This is a genomic window from Aquincola agrisoli, assembly GCF_036621135.1.
GTDB lineage: Bacteria > Pseudomonadota > Gammaproteobacteria > Burkholderiales > Burkholderiaceae_C > Aquincola > Aquincola agrisoli.
Genome location: NZ_JAZIBG010000025.1, coordinates 99,899 through 112,996, shown reverse-complemented (window position 1 = coordinate 112,996; position 13,098 = coordinate 99,899). Strand labels below are relative to the sequence as shown.

Here is a 13,098-nt window from a genome sequence, read left to right as displayed (position 1 = left end):
GAGGCCCGCACCCCAGCCGGCGCCCGCGCCGAGCGCGGCGGCGGCCGCCGAAGCTGCCGTGCCGTCCACGGCTGCAGGGGCGCCGGCCGCCGAGCCCGCGCCGCAGCGGCCCGCCGCCAAGAAGGCCGCGGCCCGCAAGTCCACGCGCGGCAAGGCGGCGGCCGAAGCCGCCACCCGCGTCACGAGCGCCGCGGTGGCCGAGCCCGTTGCCGACGCCGACGCCGCCGTGCCCGCGAAGAAGGCTGCGGCGCAGCAGCCTGCTGCGCCGGCCAAGAAGGCGGCGCGCAAGTCCGCGGCACGCAAGGCCGTGGCGGCGCCGCCGCCGGCTGCGCCCGCCGAGCCCGCGGCCGACGCGGCACCGCCGGCCCGCAAGAAGCCGGCCGCCAAGGCGGCCCGCGCCGCCGCGGCGAAGGCCCCCGAACCCGCCGCCGCACCCGTGGCGCCACCCGCACCCGCCGTGCCGCCGGCGCCGGCCTTCGACCTGAACAAGGCGCTGAAGCACGTCGAGGCCAGCCTGCGCAAGACCGCCAACAAGCCGGCACGCCGGGCGCGGCTGGTGGCGACCATCCGTTCGCTGCTCGGCAAGGCGGCCGACGACACGACCACCGCGCGGGTGCTCGACCGCCTGCTCGACAGCGGCCGGGTCTCCATCGACGGCAAGGGCGCGGTGGCCTACGCGCTGTAGCCGGCCGGCAGCGGGCGCCCCGCATGGACGACCTGAAACGCCTGGCGCTGTTCGCCGAAGTGGTGCGGGCCGGCTCGCTGAGCGCGGCCGGGCGGCACATGGGCATCAGCACCTCGGCGGTGAGCCAGCAGCTGCGGGCGCTGGAGCAGGCCCACGGCGTCACGTTGCTGCACCGCTCCACGCGCAAGATCGCCCTCACCGAGGCCGGGGCCCGCCTTGCCGAGCACTGCCAGGCGCTGGTCGATGCCGCGGCGCGGGCGCGGCAGCAGCTGACGCTGGCGCGCGATGCACCCGAGGGGGAGCTGCGGCTGTCGGCCCCGGTGGGCTTCGCGCGGCACGTGGCGCCTGCGCTGGCGCCGTTGCTGGCCGAGCATCCCGGCCTGCGGCTGAGCCTGCTGGTGGACGACGCGATGATCGACCTGATCGACGCCCGCATCGACCTCGCGCTGCGCGCCGGCCGGCTGGCCGATTCAAACTGGGCCGCACGGCGGCTGTGCAGCTTCGACTTCGTGCTGTGCGCGGCGCCGGCCTACCTCGCGCGCGCGGGCGTGCCGCAGGCGCCGGGCGACCTGCCGGCCCACCAGTGGGTCGGCGGCGGGCGTGACGGCACGCCGCTGGCAGTGGAGCTCAACGGCCCCGCCGGCGAGCGTGCGCCGCTGCGCATCGAGCCGCGCGTCATGGGCAACAACCAGCTGTCGCTGCAGCAGCTGTGCGCCGCGGGCCTCGGCGTGATGATGGCCGTGCGCGCCGACATCGACGACGACCTGCGCGCCGGCCGCCTGGTGCCGGTGCTGCCGGGCTGGCGCGGCCCGCGCATCCCGGTGTGGGCGGTGACGCCGCAGCGCGACGGCCAGCCGGCCAAGGTGCGCCACGCGCTGGAGGCGATCAGGCGCTACCTGCTCACGGTCCCCGGCGCGGTGGACTGAGGCGCGGCGCTGCCCGTCACGCGCCAGACGATGTTGCCGACGTCGTCGGCCACCAGCAGGCCGCCGCGGGCATCGATGGCCACGCCGACCGGGCGGCCCTGGGCTTCGCCCTGCCCGTTGACGAAGCCGGTCAGTACCTCGATCGGCTCGCCCGCGGGCTTGCCGGCGGTGAACGGCACGAAGATCACCCGGTAGCCGCTGCGCGGCTTGCGGTTCCACGAGCCGTGCTGGCCGACGAACATGCCGCTGGAGAAGGCCGGCGGCAGCTGGTTGCCGCCCGACCAGGCCAGCCCGAGCGAGGCGGTGTGGGGCCCCAGCGCGTAGTCCGGCACGATGGCCTGCTGCACGAGGTCGGGCCGCGGCGGCTGCACGCGTTCGTCCACGTGCTGGCCAAAGTAGCTGTAGGGCCAGCCGTAGAAGCCGCCGTCGCGCACCGAGGTCATGTAGTCGGGCACCAGGTCGCTGCCGATCTCGTCCCGCTCGTTCACCGCGACCCACAGCGTCCTGCCCGTCGGCTCCCACGCCATCCCGACGGGGTTGCGCAGCCCGGAGGCGAACACCCGCTGCGCGCCGGTCCTGGTGTCGATCTCGAGGATGGTGGCGCGCCGGTCTTCCTCGGCCATGCCGTTCTCGGCCACGTTGCTGTTGGAGCCCACGCCCGCGTAGAGCTTGCTGCCGTCGGGGCTGGCGATCAGGCTCTTCGTCCAATGGTGGTTGCGCGGGCCGCCGGGCAGGTCGGCCACCTTCTGCGGCGGCCCCTGCAACTGCTGCGCGCCCTCGGTGTAGGCGTAGCGCACGAGCGCATCGGCGTTGGCGACGTAGAAGCTGCTGCCCACCAGGGCCATGCCGAACGGCGAGTTCAGGCCCTCGGCGAACACCGAGCGCTGCTCGGCCACGCCGTCGCCGTCGGCATCGCGCAGCAGCGTGATGCGGTTGGCGCTGGGCGTGCCGGCGCCGGCACGCTTCATCACCTGCTGCATCACCCAGCCTTTCAGGCCCTGGCCCTCCTGCGGGCGGGGCGGGGCGTTGGTCTCGGCCACGAGCACGTCGCCGTTGGGCAGCACGTGCAGCCACCGCGGGTGGTCCAGGCCTTCGGCGAAGCGCACGACGGTGGTGCCGGGTGCGGTGGTGGGCGCCGCACCCGCCGGCCAGCCCGTGGCCTCGGCCACGTGCACGGTGGGCAGCAAGGTCTTCTTGGGCGGCGGCAGCTGGGGCTGGGCGCCGATGCCGTCCCTCAACTGCAGCTGGGCGGTGTCGCCGCAGCCGGCGGCCAGCAGCGCGGCGAGCATCGCCAGGGCGGCCAGGCGCGGCGTCCGTCGGAGGGTTGTCGTGGCGGCGCGTGTCATGCGGAATTTGCGGCAAAACACGTACCTGCGGCCTCGCGCGGGGGGCACTTTCGCCGATCGGCCGTTTGCCTGTAAGACAAGACGCCGTGTGCATGTCAGTGCATGCCGCGATCTTCCCACCGCCGGTGGCAGGGGGGCGCTGCAAGGCGTAGCCTCCCGGATGTTGAGCGGCCGCAGGTGGCCGCTGCAGGAGTGCACCATGTCTGCTGTTGCAAGGAATTCGGATCCGTCGCCGCGGTGGTCCCGGCCTGTCTCGCGGCCGGTGCAGCCCGCCCGGCGCTGCGGCTCGCTGGACGACGATGCCCCCTGGGGCGGGCCTGCCTGGCTGACGGTCTACGCCGACGAGCACGAAGAAGGCGGCGCCGAAGAGCTGCTGCTGGAGCCGGAACCGCGCCAGCTCGACCTCGCGGTCTTCCAGGGAGGCGCCCGGGCCCGCGGCTAACATCGCCGCGATGACTGCCCTTCCGCCCGACGACGCCCCCAGCGACCCCCATTCCCCCGAAGAAGCCGCCGACACCGCGGTCCACGAGCCCCGCCTGTGGCGGGACAACGGCTGGACCGCGCGTGTCATCAAGAACGAGGACGACGACGGCTGGGCCGTCGAGATGATCAAGGCGGGTGAACCCGAGCCGGCCCTGGTCGGCCCATGGACCATGGGGCGCGACAAGAAGAACCCCAAGCCGCTCGATACCGCCGCCTTCAACACGCTCGTGAAGACCGCCAGCGAGGTGCTGCGCCGCCACGAGCAGCAACTGCATGCGCTGCTGCACCGGCAGCTCACCGTCAACGGCCCGCAAGGCCCGGTGAGCGTGACGCTGGACATCGTTCCGGACGAGGACGACCCCCATGCGCTGCTCAGCGCCGAGGACGCGCAGGGCGAGCCGCTCGCGCAGGTGCGCGTGGCGGCGGGCTTCCGGCTCGATCGCGCCAGCGCGATGGCGTGGATGGACGCCGGCTTCGCCAAGCCGCGCTGATCACCCCAGCCGCAGCGTGCAGCGCAGCCCGCCGAGCGGGCTCCTGTCGAGCACCAGACTGCCGCCGTAGGTCTCGGCGATGTCGCCGACGATGGCCAGGCCCAGGCCGCTGCCTTCCACTTTCTCGTCGAAGCGGCGCCCGCGCTGCAGGGCCTGTACCAGCGCCTCGCCGGCCAGGCCGGGCCCGTCGTCCTCCACCTGCAGCGTGATGCCCTGCGCCGTGCCGTGTGCCCGCAGCAGCACACGGCGGGCGGCCCACTTGCCCGCGTTGTCGAGCAGGTTGCCGGCCATCTCCTCCAGGTCGGTCGACTCGCCTTTCCAGCGCAGGCCCGTCTGCGCCTCCACCTGCCATTGCAGCGCCTTGCCGGCATGCAGCTGGCGCATCAGCGCGACGAGGCTCTGCAGCGTGCCGTCGACGCCGATCCAGCGCAGGTTGCCGGCGCCGCTGGCGGAGCGCGCGAGGTGCCGGTCGATCAGCACCGTCATCGCATGCACCTGCGACTGCACCAGCGTGCCCGCCACGGCGGGCTTGCGCGCCTCGGCGCCCAGCAGCGCCAGCGGCTTCTTCAGCGCATGGCTGAGGTTGCCGGCGTGGTGGCGCGCGCGTTCGACGATCTGCGCATTGCGGTCCAGCACCTGGTTGATCTCCTCGGCCAGCGGCTCGAGGTCGGGCCCGAAGCGGCCCTCCACCCGCGGTGCCTGCCCGCCGCGCACGCGCGACAGCGCGGCCTGCAGGCGGCGCATCGGGGCGAGGCCGATGCGCGTCTGCGCCACGGTCAGCAGCGTGAACACCGCGATGAACGCGCCTTGCAGCCCCAGCAGCACGCGGTCGATGCGCGCCATCTCGACGTCGGTGTCGGCCACGGGCCCGAACACATGCAGCGTGGCGGGCCGCCCGGCCAGCGCCAGCGGGCGGCTGGTGCCCGCCAGCGGCTCCTGCCGCGGGCCCGCCGTGCGCCGGAGTTCGCCCGCCGCGGCAGGCGGGGCCGCCGCGAGATCCAGCCCGCTGTCCCACAGCGAGCGCGAGCGCAGCGGCTCGCCGCCGTCGTCGAGCTGCCAGTACCAGCCCGAGAAGATGCGGCCGAACTCGCCCGCCGTGGCCGCGCCGTCCAGCGGCATCCCGTCCACGGCGGCGGCCTGCAATTCGGCGGCCACCCGCTCGACGCGCTCGGCCAGGCCCTGCTCGAAGCTGCGCAGCACCACCTCGTGCAGCTGCCGGCGCAGCAGCAGGCCGCCGGTGGTGGCGATCAGCAGCGCCGACAGCACGCCCAGCAGGATCAGCCGGGCCGCCAGCCCCGCCTCAAGCACCGTCTTCAAGCGGATCCGGCTCATGCGACAGGCGGTAGCCCAGCCCCCGCTCGGTGTGGATCAGCGCGACGCCGAGCTTGCGGCGGATGCGGCCGATCAGCACGTCGAGCGTGTTGGAGTCCGGGTCGAGATCGCGCGCGTACACGTGCTCCGCGATCTCGCTGCGCGAGACCAGCGCGCCCTGCCGGCGCATCAGGTAGGCGAGGATGCGGTGCTCCTGCGCGGTGAGCGCGAGCGGGCCGCCATGCAGGCTGAAGCGGTTGGCATGGGTGTCGAACGCCAGCGGGCCCGCGGCGAGCACGGTGCCGGCCTGCCCCTGCGCGCGCCGGTGCAGCGCACGCAGCCGCACCACCACCTCGTCCTGCAGGAAGGGCTTGGTGAGGTAGTCGTCGGCGCCAGCCTCGAAGCCGGCGAGCTTGTCGCTCCAGCGGTGGCGCGCGGTGAGGATCAGCACCGGGAAGTGCCGGCCCTGCTCGCGCCAGCGGCGCAGCACGGTAAGGCCGTCCTGCCCCGGCAGGCCGAGGTCGAGCACGGCCGCGTCGTAGTCCTCCGACCAGCCCAGGGCCTCGGCCTCGCGGCCGTCGGCGCAGACCTCGGCCAGCATGCCCGCCTCGGCCAGCGCATCGGCGATGCTCGTGGCCAGCGCGCGGTCGTCCTCGACGATGAGCACCCGCATCGGATCAGTCGTTCGGTTCTTCGCGCAGCACCTTGCCGGTGACCGCATCGACGTTCACTTCCAGGCCGCGGCCGTTCGGCAGTTGCAGCTCGATCTCGTAGTAGGGCGCGCCCCGGCTGTTCATCTTGACCTCCACCTCCACCGCGCGGGCGCGGTAGCGCTTCTCGATCGACTCGATCAGGTCGGGCAGCGGCTGCAGCGTGCCGGGCGGCTTGATGCGGCTGCCGTCGGTGCTGAGCATGCGTCCGGTGTGCGCATCCGCGACGAAGCGCTGCTCGCGGCCGTCGGCCAGCTCGACCGTGATCTCGTAGACCTGCCGGCGGTCGCGCTGCTCCTCCAGCTCGGCGTGCTTGACGAGGCCGGGCTGCGCGGCGAGCAGCTGCCGCAGCACCGTGCCCATCGGCATCAGCCCGCCCGGCGGGCGGTTCTGCGCGCTCACCTCCAGGCCGGTGACGGCGTCGACATGCAGCTCCACCCGCTGGCCGTCCTTGTTCAGCAGCTTGATCTCGTAGTAGGGCCGCCCGCCCGGGCCGTTCTCGAGCTCGACGTCGAGCACGCGGCCCGCATGGGTGGCCTGCACGGCCGCCAGGATCTCCGCCAGCGGCTTGAACTTGCCCGCCTCGACCGCCCGCCGGGCCGAGTCGTGGTCGGCGGCCTGCACCGCCAGCGCAGGGCACAGCAGGGCGGCGGCGATGACGACGGACCGGAGCATCCACGCAAGCATAAGGGCAGCCCCTAAACGGCCGATGAACGGCGCGTTCAGGCGGCATTTAGGCGGCCTTTCGAACAATGGCCGCAGTCCAACACGGGAGAGAGCCGAGATGAAGCATTCCTTGTACAAGCTGGCCGGTACCTGCCTGGCCGCCGGCGCGCTGGCGGCCTGTGGCGGCGGGGGCGGCGGCGATGACGGCAGCGCGGCACCGCAGGCCCTGGCGACCTATGCCTCGGGCGCGGTGCACGGGCTGGGGCCCGTCCAGGTCAACGGTGCGCGCTACGACGAGACCGGCGCCACCGTCTACGACGAGGCGGGCGCCGCCGTTGGCGCCGGTGCGCTGGCGCTGGGCATGGTGGTCGAGGTGCATGCGGGCGAGCCCGTCACCTCGGCCGGCGGCGGGCAGGTCGCCCCCGCGTCGACGATCCGCTACCGCAGCGAGATCGAAGGCCCGGTCGCCAGCGTCGATGCCGGCGCCGGGGTGCTCACCGTCCTCGGCCAGCGCATCGGCGTGACGCCTTCGACGGTGTTCGACGACGACCTGCGCGGCGGCCTCGGCCGCGTGCGCGCCGGCGACGTGCTGGAGGTCTACGGCTTCCTGGATGCCGCGGGCGCCTACGTGGCCACGCGCATCGAGCGCGAGGACGGCGACGACCCGTACAAGCTGCGCGGCGCGGTGCAGGGCCTGGACACCGCGGCGCAGACCTTCCGCATCGGCGCGCTGACCGTCTCCTATGCCGGCCTGCCTGCCGCCGCCGCCGTGCTGGCCGACGGCGCCACGGTGCGCGTGGAACTGCGGTCCGCGCCCGATGCCGCCGGCCATTGGCCCGCCACGCGCGTCCAGGGCGCCGCCGCGGCGGCCGGCCTGCCCACCGGCCGGGTGAACTCGGAAATCGAAGGCGTGGTCACGGCTTACGCCGGCCCGGCGTCGTTCTCGGTGAACGGGGTGGCCGTCGACGCGAGCCAGGTGGCGCGCCTGCCCGCGGGCCTGGGCCTGGGCGCGCGGGTGGAGGTCGAGGGCACGCTGGCGGGCGGGGTGATCACCGCGCGCGAGGTGGAACTCGACGACGACCGCGACGCCGGCGAAGGCCTGGAGGTCAGCGGCGCCATCGAGCGTGTCGACGCGGCGGTGCCGTCGTTCGTCGTGCGCGGCATCGAGGTGCTGCATGCCGGCGCCCGCTTCGAGGACGGCACGGCGGCCCAGCTGGCCGTGGGCCGGCAGGTTGAGGTCACGGGCGTGCTGTCGGCCGACGGCAACACGCTGCAGGCCAGCGAAGTCGAGTTCGATTGAACCCACCGGCGCGGCGCGGAGGCTGCCGCAGACCCATCGATGAAGAAGGAAGCGCGATGAAAGCCAAGTTCGGAAAGATCCTCGCCACGGCCGCCGCCGGCCTGCTGCTGGCGGCGCCTGCGGTGATGCATGCGCAGTACGTGGGGCCCTCGGCCTCGCCGGAGCTGCGCCAGGTGGCCGCGGTGTTGAAGGAGGGGCGCGACGACCAGCGCGTGCGCCTGCAGGGCGTGCTGGTGCGCCACCTGGGCTCCGACAAGTACCTCTTCTCGGACGGCTCCGGCCAGATCCGCGTCGAGATCGACGACCACGTGTTCCCGCAGGCGCAGGTCAGCGAAACGACGCGGCTGGAGATCCAGGGCGAGGTGGAGAAGGACTTCCTGGAATCGCCCGAGATCGACGTCGAGCGGGTGGTGCTGCTGTCCGCGGCGCCCGGCGCCGCCGCGCCTGCCTCGGCGCCGGCACGCTAGGAGCCCGCGGGCCCATAGAGCATCTTCCCTCGGTACGCGGCCGTCGCCGCGCTCCATTAGCCTGCACAGCATTCTGCAATCCGCCTCAGAGGAGCCGGCCATGGGCTTTTCAGCCAGTGATGTGGTGCCCTTCACCCAGGCACGTGCCAACCTGTCCGAGTTGGCCGACCAGGCCAAGGCCGGCGCCGAGAAGATCATCACCAAGAACGGTGAAAGCTACTTCGCGCTGATCGATGCCGCGCGGCTGGACTACTACCACCGCCAGGAGCGCGAGCGCATCCACCTGCTGCTGATCGACGATGCCAGGCGCGGGCTGGCCGACATCGAGGCGGGGCGCATCTACGGCGCGGATGCTGCCATCGCCCAACTTCAGCAGCGACGCGCAGCCTCGGCCACCGGCAAGGCCGCCAAGAAGCGTGGCTGAGGATGTTTACCGGGTCAGCCGACCGCCAGTTCCGACGCCGTCAGCCACAGCCGCAGGTCGAACTCGAGCTGGTGGTAGTCGGGCGCCATGTGCGTGCACAGCGCGTAGAAGGCCTTGCCGTGGTCGGATTCCTTCAGGTGCGCCAGCTCGTGCACCACGATCATCCGCAGGAACGCGGCCGGCGCCTCCTTGAACAGGCTGGCGACGCGGATCTCGCGCTTGGCCTTCAGCCGGTTGCCCTGCACGCGGGCGACCGTGGTGTGGGTGCCCAGCGCGTGCCGGATCACCTGCAGCTTGTTGTCGTAGACCACCTTCGACAGCGGCTCGGCGTTGCGCAGGTACTGGCTGCGCAGGCCGGTGACGTAGTCGTACAGCGCGCGGTCGGTGCGCACCTCGTGCCCCTCGGGGTAGCGGCGCGCGAGCGACGGGCCGAGCGATCCGTCGTCGATGGCCCGGCGGACCTGGTCCAGCAGGTCGGCGGGGTAGCCGGCGAGGTACTTCAGCGGCGGCATGGCGGCGCTGCCCGCGCTCAGCGGCGCCCGCCGGGGCGCCGGGCCTGCGCGAGCGGCCGCTTGCCCTTGAGCTGCCGTTCGATCCCGTCGTTCAGGCGGCTGCGCAGGCCGATCACGTCGTCGACGTGGCCGTACACGCCGGGAAAGCGCAGGTCCAGCCACAGCCACAGCGTGCACAGGCGCAGCGCCTGCTCCATGCGGTCGAGCCGGCTGTGGCCGTCCACCTCGTCGAGGAAGGCGGGCCGGCCCGCCACGCCGGCGTTCGTGTGGTTGTGGGCCCAGTCCAGGTACTGCTGGACCTGCGTCGGCGTGCGCGTGTCGACCGGCGCCTGCGCGTAGATGAAGCGCTGCTTCAGCGGCAGCCGCCCGGCGTGCTGGTCGAGCTGCTCGGCCAGCTCCAGCATCTGCTCCAGCTCGGCCACCGCGAAGTGCGCGTCGTCGAGCCGCAGCTGGTCCATGAAGACGTCCAGCACCTCGCGCAGCCGCGTCTTGTTCATGCGCTGCGCGATGGTGTCGACGTGCCAGCCGTTCGGGGCCACCGGGGCCTTGAAGTCGCTGGGCGCCCGCGGCGTGCGGGGCAGCAGCTCCTTCAGCGTGCGCTGGGCCGAGGCCTCGGCATCCTTCAGCACGCCGACGAAACCCTCCTCGTGGATGCCGTAGCGGCCGGCGCGCCCGGCGATCTGGTGCACCTCGGAATCGGTGAGCGTGCGGTCGCCCTGGCCGTCGAACTTGGTCATGGTGCTGAACAGCACCCGGCGGATCGGCAGGTTGAGGCCCATGCCGATCGCATCGGTGGCCACCAGGATGTGCGATTCGCCCTGCGCGAAGCGCTCGGCCTCGCGGCGCCGCACCTCGGGCGGCAGTGCGCCGTAGATCACGCTGACCGGATGGCCGTTGGCGGCGATCTGGTCGCGCAGCATGAGCACGTCGCGGCGGCTGAAGGCCACCACCGCGTCGCCCAGCTTCAGCGAGGCCATCGGCACCGGCTGCGGCAGCAGCTCCACGTGCTGCTTGCGCTCGAAGTGGCGCACGGTGCAGCGTTCGCCGCACAGCCCGAGCAGGTTCTCGATCGCCTGCACCGCGTAGGCCGAGCAGATGATCACCACCTCCTTCGCCGGCACCGCGACGATGGCCTGCGTCCAGGCCCAGCCGCGCGCGCTGTCGAAGATCATCTGCGCCTCGTCGATCACGGCGACGTCGATCGGCTGCTGGGTGTTGACCATCTCGATCGTGCTCGACACCGCGCGGGCGCCGGGCGCCGGGACGTTCTCCTCGCCGGTCAGCAGCGAGCACGGCACGCCGCGCGCCACCAGCCGGTCGCGCCCCTCGAGCGCCAGCAGCCGCAGCGGGGCGAGGTAGGCGCCGTCGTGGGCCTGGGCCAGGCGCTCGAACGCGGCGTGGGTCTTGCCGCTGTTGGGCGGGCCGACGTACAGCGTGACGTTGCGCTGCAGCCGGCGCGCCTTCTCGAAGGTGTCGGGGTAGCCCTGGAAGGCGAGCTCGGTGTTCAGGCCCTCCAGCGTGTCGAGCTCGGCCGCCTGGTGCTCCCAGCGGTCCTGGGCACGGGTGCAGGCGGCCATCAGGTCCGCCATCGGCTGTGGCGTGGCGCATTCGGCCTGCAGCCGCGGCAGGAGCGAGGCGAGGTGGCGTGCACCGTGGGCACGGCTGCGGGCGATCAGCGCCTCCAGGTGCGCCAGCAGGGCCGGCGCCTGGGGATGCTGCGGCGCGGGCCCCAGCGCGGCCAGCAGCGCGTCGCGGTCGCCGCTGCGGTAGAACGCCCACACGCCGTCGGCCGACACCGGCACCCGGTACAGCACGGGGATCTGCCAGCCCGGCTCGCTCGGCTTGAGCGTCTGCCGCACGAGGCGCGTCCATTCGCCCGCGCGGCGTTGCACGCCCAGGGCCTCGAGGGCGGCGGTGCGTTCGAGCATCCGCGGGCGGGCATCGGGGGCGGTGCCCACGGCGGCGATGTGGGCGAGGGCGCTGTCCATCAGCGCCGGGGCGATCCAGCGGCTCGGGCGGGCGCCGGCCGCGGCCTTCTGCAACAACACCAGGCCCAGCTTGTCGAGGTGCTGCTCCAGGCCCGGGCTGCGTTCGTCGAGGTAGTCGGTGGGCTTGACCACCTGCGGCAGCGCGTAGGCGTGGTGGCGGATGGCCGACAGCTCGGCCTTGCCGATGTGGGCGGGCAGCCGCGCGGCGTGGCGCGGGTTGGGCAGGTTCAGGTGTTCTGGAGCGGCGGCGGTGGCCAGCGGGGCAGGGGAATTGGGCATCGAGAAGGGGTGCAGCGAAGCCCCCGAGTGTCTCAGGCATGGCGCTCCGATAATCGCGCATGACCGCAACACCCTCCACGGCCCCGGGCATCGCCCCGGCCGCCGGCGCTTCCACCGACTTCGGCACGCTGCCGCTGCCCCCCGCCACGCTGGAAAACCTGCAGCGCCTGGGCTACACCGCGATGACCCCCATCCAGGCCGCCACGCTGCCGCTCACGCTGGCGGGGCACGACCTGATCGCCCAGGCCAAGACGGGCAGCGGCAAGACCGCCGCCTTCGCGCTGGCACTGCTGGCCAACCTGAACCCGCGCCGCTTCGCGGTGCAGTCCCTCGTGCTGTGCCCCACGCGCGAACTGGCCGACCAGGTCACCCAGGAGCTGCGGCGCCTCGCCCGCGCCGAGGACCACATCAAGATCCTGACGCTGTGCGGCGGCAGCACGATGCGCCCGCAGCTCGCCAGCCTGGAGCACGGCGCGCACATCGTCGTCGGCACGCCGGGCCGCATCCTGGACCACCTGGAGCGCGGCAGCCTCGACCTGCAGGCGCTCAACACGCTGGTGCTCGACGAGGCCGACCGCATGCTGGACATGGGCTTCTTCGACGACATCGCCACCGTGGCGAAGCAGTGCCCCGCCCAGCGGCAGACGCTGCTGTTCTCGGCCACCTACCCCGAAGGCATCGCCAAGCTGAGCGCGCGCTTCCTGCGCGAGCCCAAGGAGGTGAAGCTGCTGTCGACCCACGCGGCGGGCAAGATCCGCCAGCGCTTCGTCGAGGTCGCCGAAGACCAGCGGCTGCATGCCGTGTCGATGCTGCTGAACCACTACCGGCCCGTCAGCACCATCGCCTTCTGCAACACCAAGCAGCAGTGCCGCGACCTGGTGGAGGTGCTGCGGGCGCAGGGCTTCGCGGCGCTGGAGCTGCACGGCGACCTCGACCAGCGCGACCGCGACCAGGTGCTGGTGCGCTTCGCCAACCGCAGCTGCAGCGTGCTGGTGGCCACCGACATCGCCGCGCGCGGCCTCGACATCGCGCAGCTCGAGGCGGTGATCAACGTCGACATCACGCCCGATCCGGCCACCCATACCCATCGCATCGGCCGCACCGGCCGCATCGACGAGGCCGGCTGGGCCTTCAGCCTGGCCAGCCTGGACGAGATGGGCCGGGTCGGGCAGCTGGAGACGGCGCTCGGCTTCACCACCGAATGGGAGCCGCTGGCGGCGCTGGCCGATGCGGATCCGGCGCATCCGCTGCGCCCGCCGATGCGCACGCTGCAGATCGTCGGCGGCCGCAAGGAGAAGATCCGCCCCGGCGACGTGCTGGGCGCGCTGACCAAGGACCTGGGCTACGCGGCGGCGCAGGTCGGCAAGATCAACGTCAACGAGTTCTCGACCTACGTGGCGGTGGAGGCCGGCATCGCGGCCGAGGCCCTGCAGCGCCTGTCGGCCGGCAAGATCAAGGGCCGCAGCGTGAAGGTGCGGCTGCTGGGGGATTGAGGGGCACGCGCCGGCCG

General features: G+C 73.2%; 13 protein-coding genes and 1 pseudogene. 8 read left to right on the top strand and 6 right to left on the bottom strand.

Annotated features, from left to right (window positions below; all coding sequences use genetic code 11):
* Both V4F39_RS11470 and V4F39_RS11465 read left to right on the top strand, forming a co-directional pair.
* Nucleotides 1-685 (top strand): annotated as a pseudogene (locus V4F39_RS11470) (hypothetical protein); the annotation flags it as partial.
* A gap of 23 nt (nucleotides 686-708) precedes the next feature.
* Nucleotides 709-1,611: a LysR family transcriptional regulator gene (locus V4F39_RS11465; RefSeq protein WP_332289526.1), complete on the top strand. Its 903-nt coding sequence runs from the start codon at nucleotides 709-711 to the stop codon at nucleotides 1,609-1,611.
* On the opposite strand, the gene V4F39_RS11460 is transcribed toward V4F39_RS11465, so the two are convergent.
* On the bottom strand, nucleotides 1,578-2,957 hold the full coding sequence (locus V4F39_RS11460; RefSeq protein ID WP_378235147.1) for a PQQ-dependent sugar dehydrogenase: 1,380 nt from the start codon (nucleotides 2,955-2,957) through the stop codon (nucleotides 1,578-1,580). The two genes, V4F39_RS11465 and V4F39_RS11460, sit on opposite strands and share 34 nt — an antisense overlap.
* Before the next feature lie 199 nt (nucleotides 2,958-3,156).
* Between V4F39_RS11460 and V4F39_RS11455 the strand changes: the two genes are divergently transcribed.
* Together V4F39_RS11455 and V4F39_RS11450 are read left to right on the top strand one after the other, a co-directional pair.
* Nucleotides 3,157-3,399, top strand: coding sequence for a hypothetical protein (locus V4F39_RS11455; protein ID WP_332289525.1), 243 nt, complete (start codon nucleotides 3,157-3,159; stop codon nucleotides 3,397-3,399).
* Between the two features lie 10 nt (nucleotides 3,400-3,409).
* The gene (locus V4F39_RS11450; protein ID WP_332289524.1) at nucleotides 3,410-3,931 is read left to right on the top strand and encodes a hypothetical protein; all 522 of its coding nucleotides are present in this window, start codon (nucleotides 3,410-3,412) and stop codon (nucleotides 3,929-3,931) included.
* On the opposite strand, the gene V4F39_RS11445 is transcribed toward V4F39_RS11450, so the two are convergent.
* Genes V4F39_RS11445 through V4F39_RS11435 form a run of 3 tightly spaced genes read right to left on the bottom strand, consistent with a single transcriptional unit; the run spans nucleotide 3,932 to nucleotide 6,627 of the window.
* Nucleotides 3,932-5,263: a sensor histidine kinase gene (locus V4F39_RS11445; protein WP_332289523.1), complete on the bottom strand. Its 1,332-nt coding sequence runs from the start codon at nucleotides 5,261-5,263 to the stop codon at nucleotides 3,932-3,934.
* Nucleotides 5,232-5,915 carry a response regulator transcription factor gene (locus V4F39_RS11440; RefSeq protein WP_332289522.1) on the bottom strand — a complete coding sequence of 228 codons (684 nt, stop codon included), beginning with the start codon at nucleotides 5,913-5,915 and terminating at the stop codon, nucleotides 5,232-5,234. The genes V4F39_RS11445 and V4F39_RS11440 overlap by 32 nt, the downstream gene beginning before the upstream one ends.
* 4 nt (nucleotides 5,916-5,919) lie before the next feature.
* Nucleotides 5,920-6,627, bottom strand: coding sequence for a PepSY domain-containing protein (locus tag V4F39_RS11435; RefSeq protein WP_332289521.1), 708 nt, complete (start codon nucleotides 6,625-6,627; stop codon nucleotides 5,920-5,922).
* A 109-nt stretch (nucleotides 6,628-6,736) separates the two neighbouring features.
* On the opposite strand from V4F39_RS11435, the gene V4F39_RS11430 reads away from it, so the two are divergent.
* The 3 genes from V4F39_RS11430 (at nucleotide 6,737) to V4F39_RS11420 (ending at nucleotide 8,809) form a co-directional block, all read left to right on the top strand.
* Nucleotides 6,737-7,918 carry a DUF5666 domain-containing protein gene (locus V4F39_RS11430; protein ID WP_332289520.1) on the top strand — a complete coding sequence of 394 codons (1,182 nt, stop codon included), beginning with the start codon at nucleotides 6,737-6,739 and terminating at the stop codon, nucleotides 7,916-7,918.
* Nucleotides 7,919-7,974: 56 nt separating this feature from the next.
* Nucleotides 7,975-8,385 (top strand): YgiW/YdeI family stress tolerance OB fold protein, encoded by a 411-nt coding sequence (locus V4F39_RS11425; RefSeq protein ID WP_332289519.1) that lies wholly within the window; start codon nucleotides 7,975-7,977, stop codon nucleotides 8,383-8,385.
* A gap of 100 nt (nucleotides 8,386-8,485) precedes the next feature.
* The gene (locus V4F39_RS11420) at nucleotides 8,486-8,809 is read left to right on the top strand and encodes a type II toxin-antitoxin system Phd/YefM family antitoxin (RefSeq protein WP_332289518.1); all 324 of its coding nucleotides are present in this window, start codon (nucleotides 8,486-8,488) and stop codon (nucleotides 8,807-8,809) included.
* 14 nt (nucleotides 8,810-8,823) lie between these two features.
* On the opposite strand, the gene V4F39_RS11415 is transcribed toward V4F39_RS11420, so the two are convergent.
* Both V4F39_RS11415 and V4F39_RS11410 read right to left on the bottom strand, forming a co-directional pair.
* Nucleotides 8,824-9,321 (bottom strand): M48 family metallopeptidase, encoded by a 498-nt coding sequence (locus V4F39_RS11415; RefSeq protein WP_332289517.1) that lies wholly within the window; start codon nucleotides 9,319-9,321, stop codon nucleotides 8,824-8,826.
* 17 nt (nucleotides 9,322-9,338) lie between these two features.
* A complete protein-coding gene (locus V4F39_RS11410; RefSeq protein WP_332289516.1) occupies nucleotides 9,339-11,588 on the bottom strand; it encodes a helicase-related protein in 2,250 nt (749 codons plus the stop codon).
* A 59-nt stretch (nucleotides 11,589-11,647) separates the two neighbouring features.
* On the opposite strand from V4F39_RS11410, the gene dbpA reads away from it, so the two are divergent.
* The gene (gene dbpA, locus V4F39_RS11405; RefSeq protein WP_332289514.1) at nucleotides 11,648-13,081 is read left to right on the top strand and encodes an ATP-dependent RNA helicase DbpA; all 1,434 of its coding nucleotides are present in this window, start codon (nucleotides 11,648-11,650) and stop codon (nucleotides 13,079-13,081) included.
* Nucleotides 13,082-13,098: the final 17 nt, after the last annotated feature.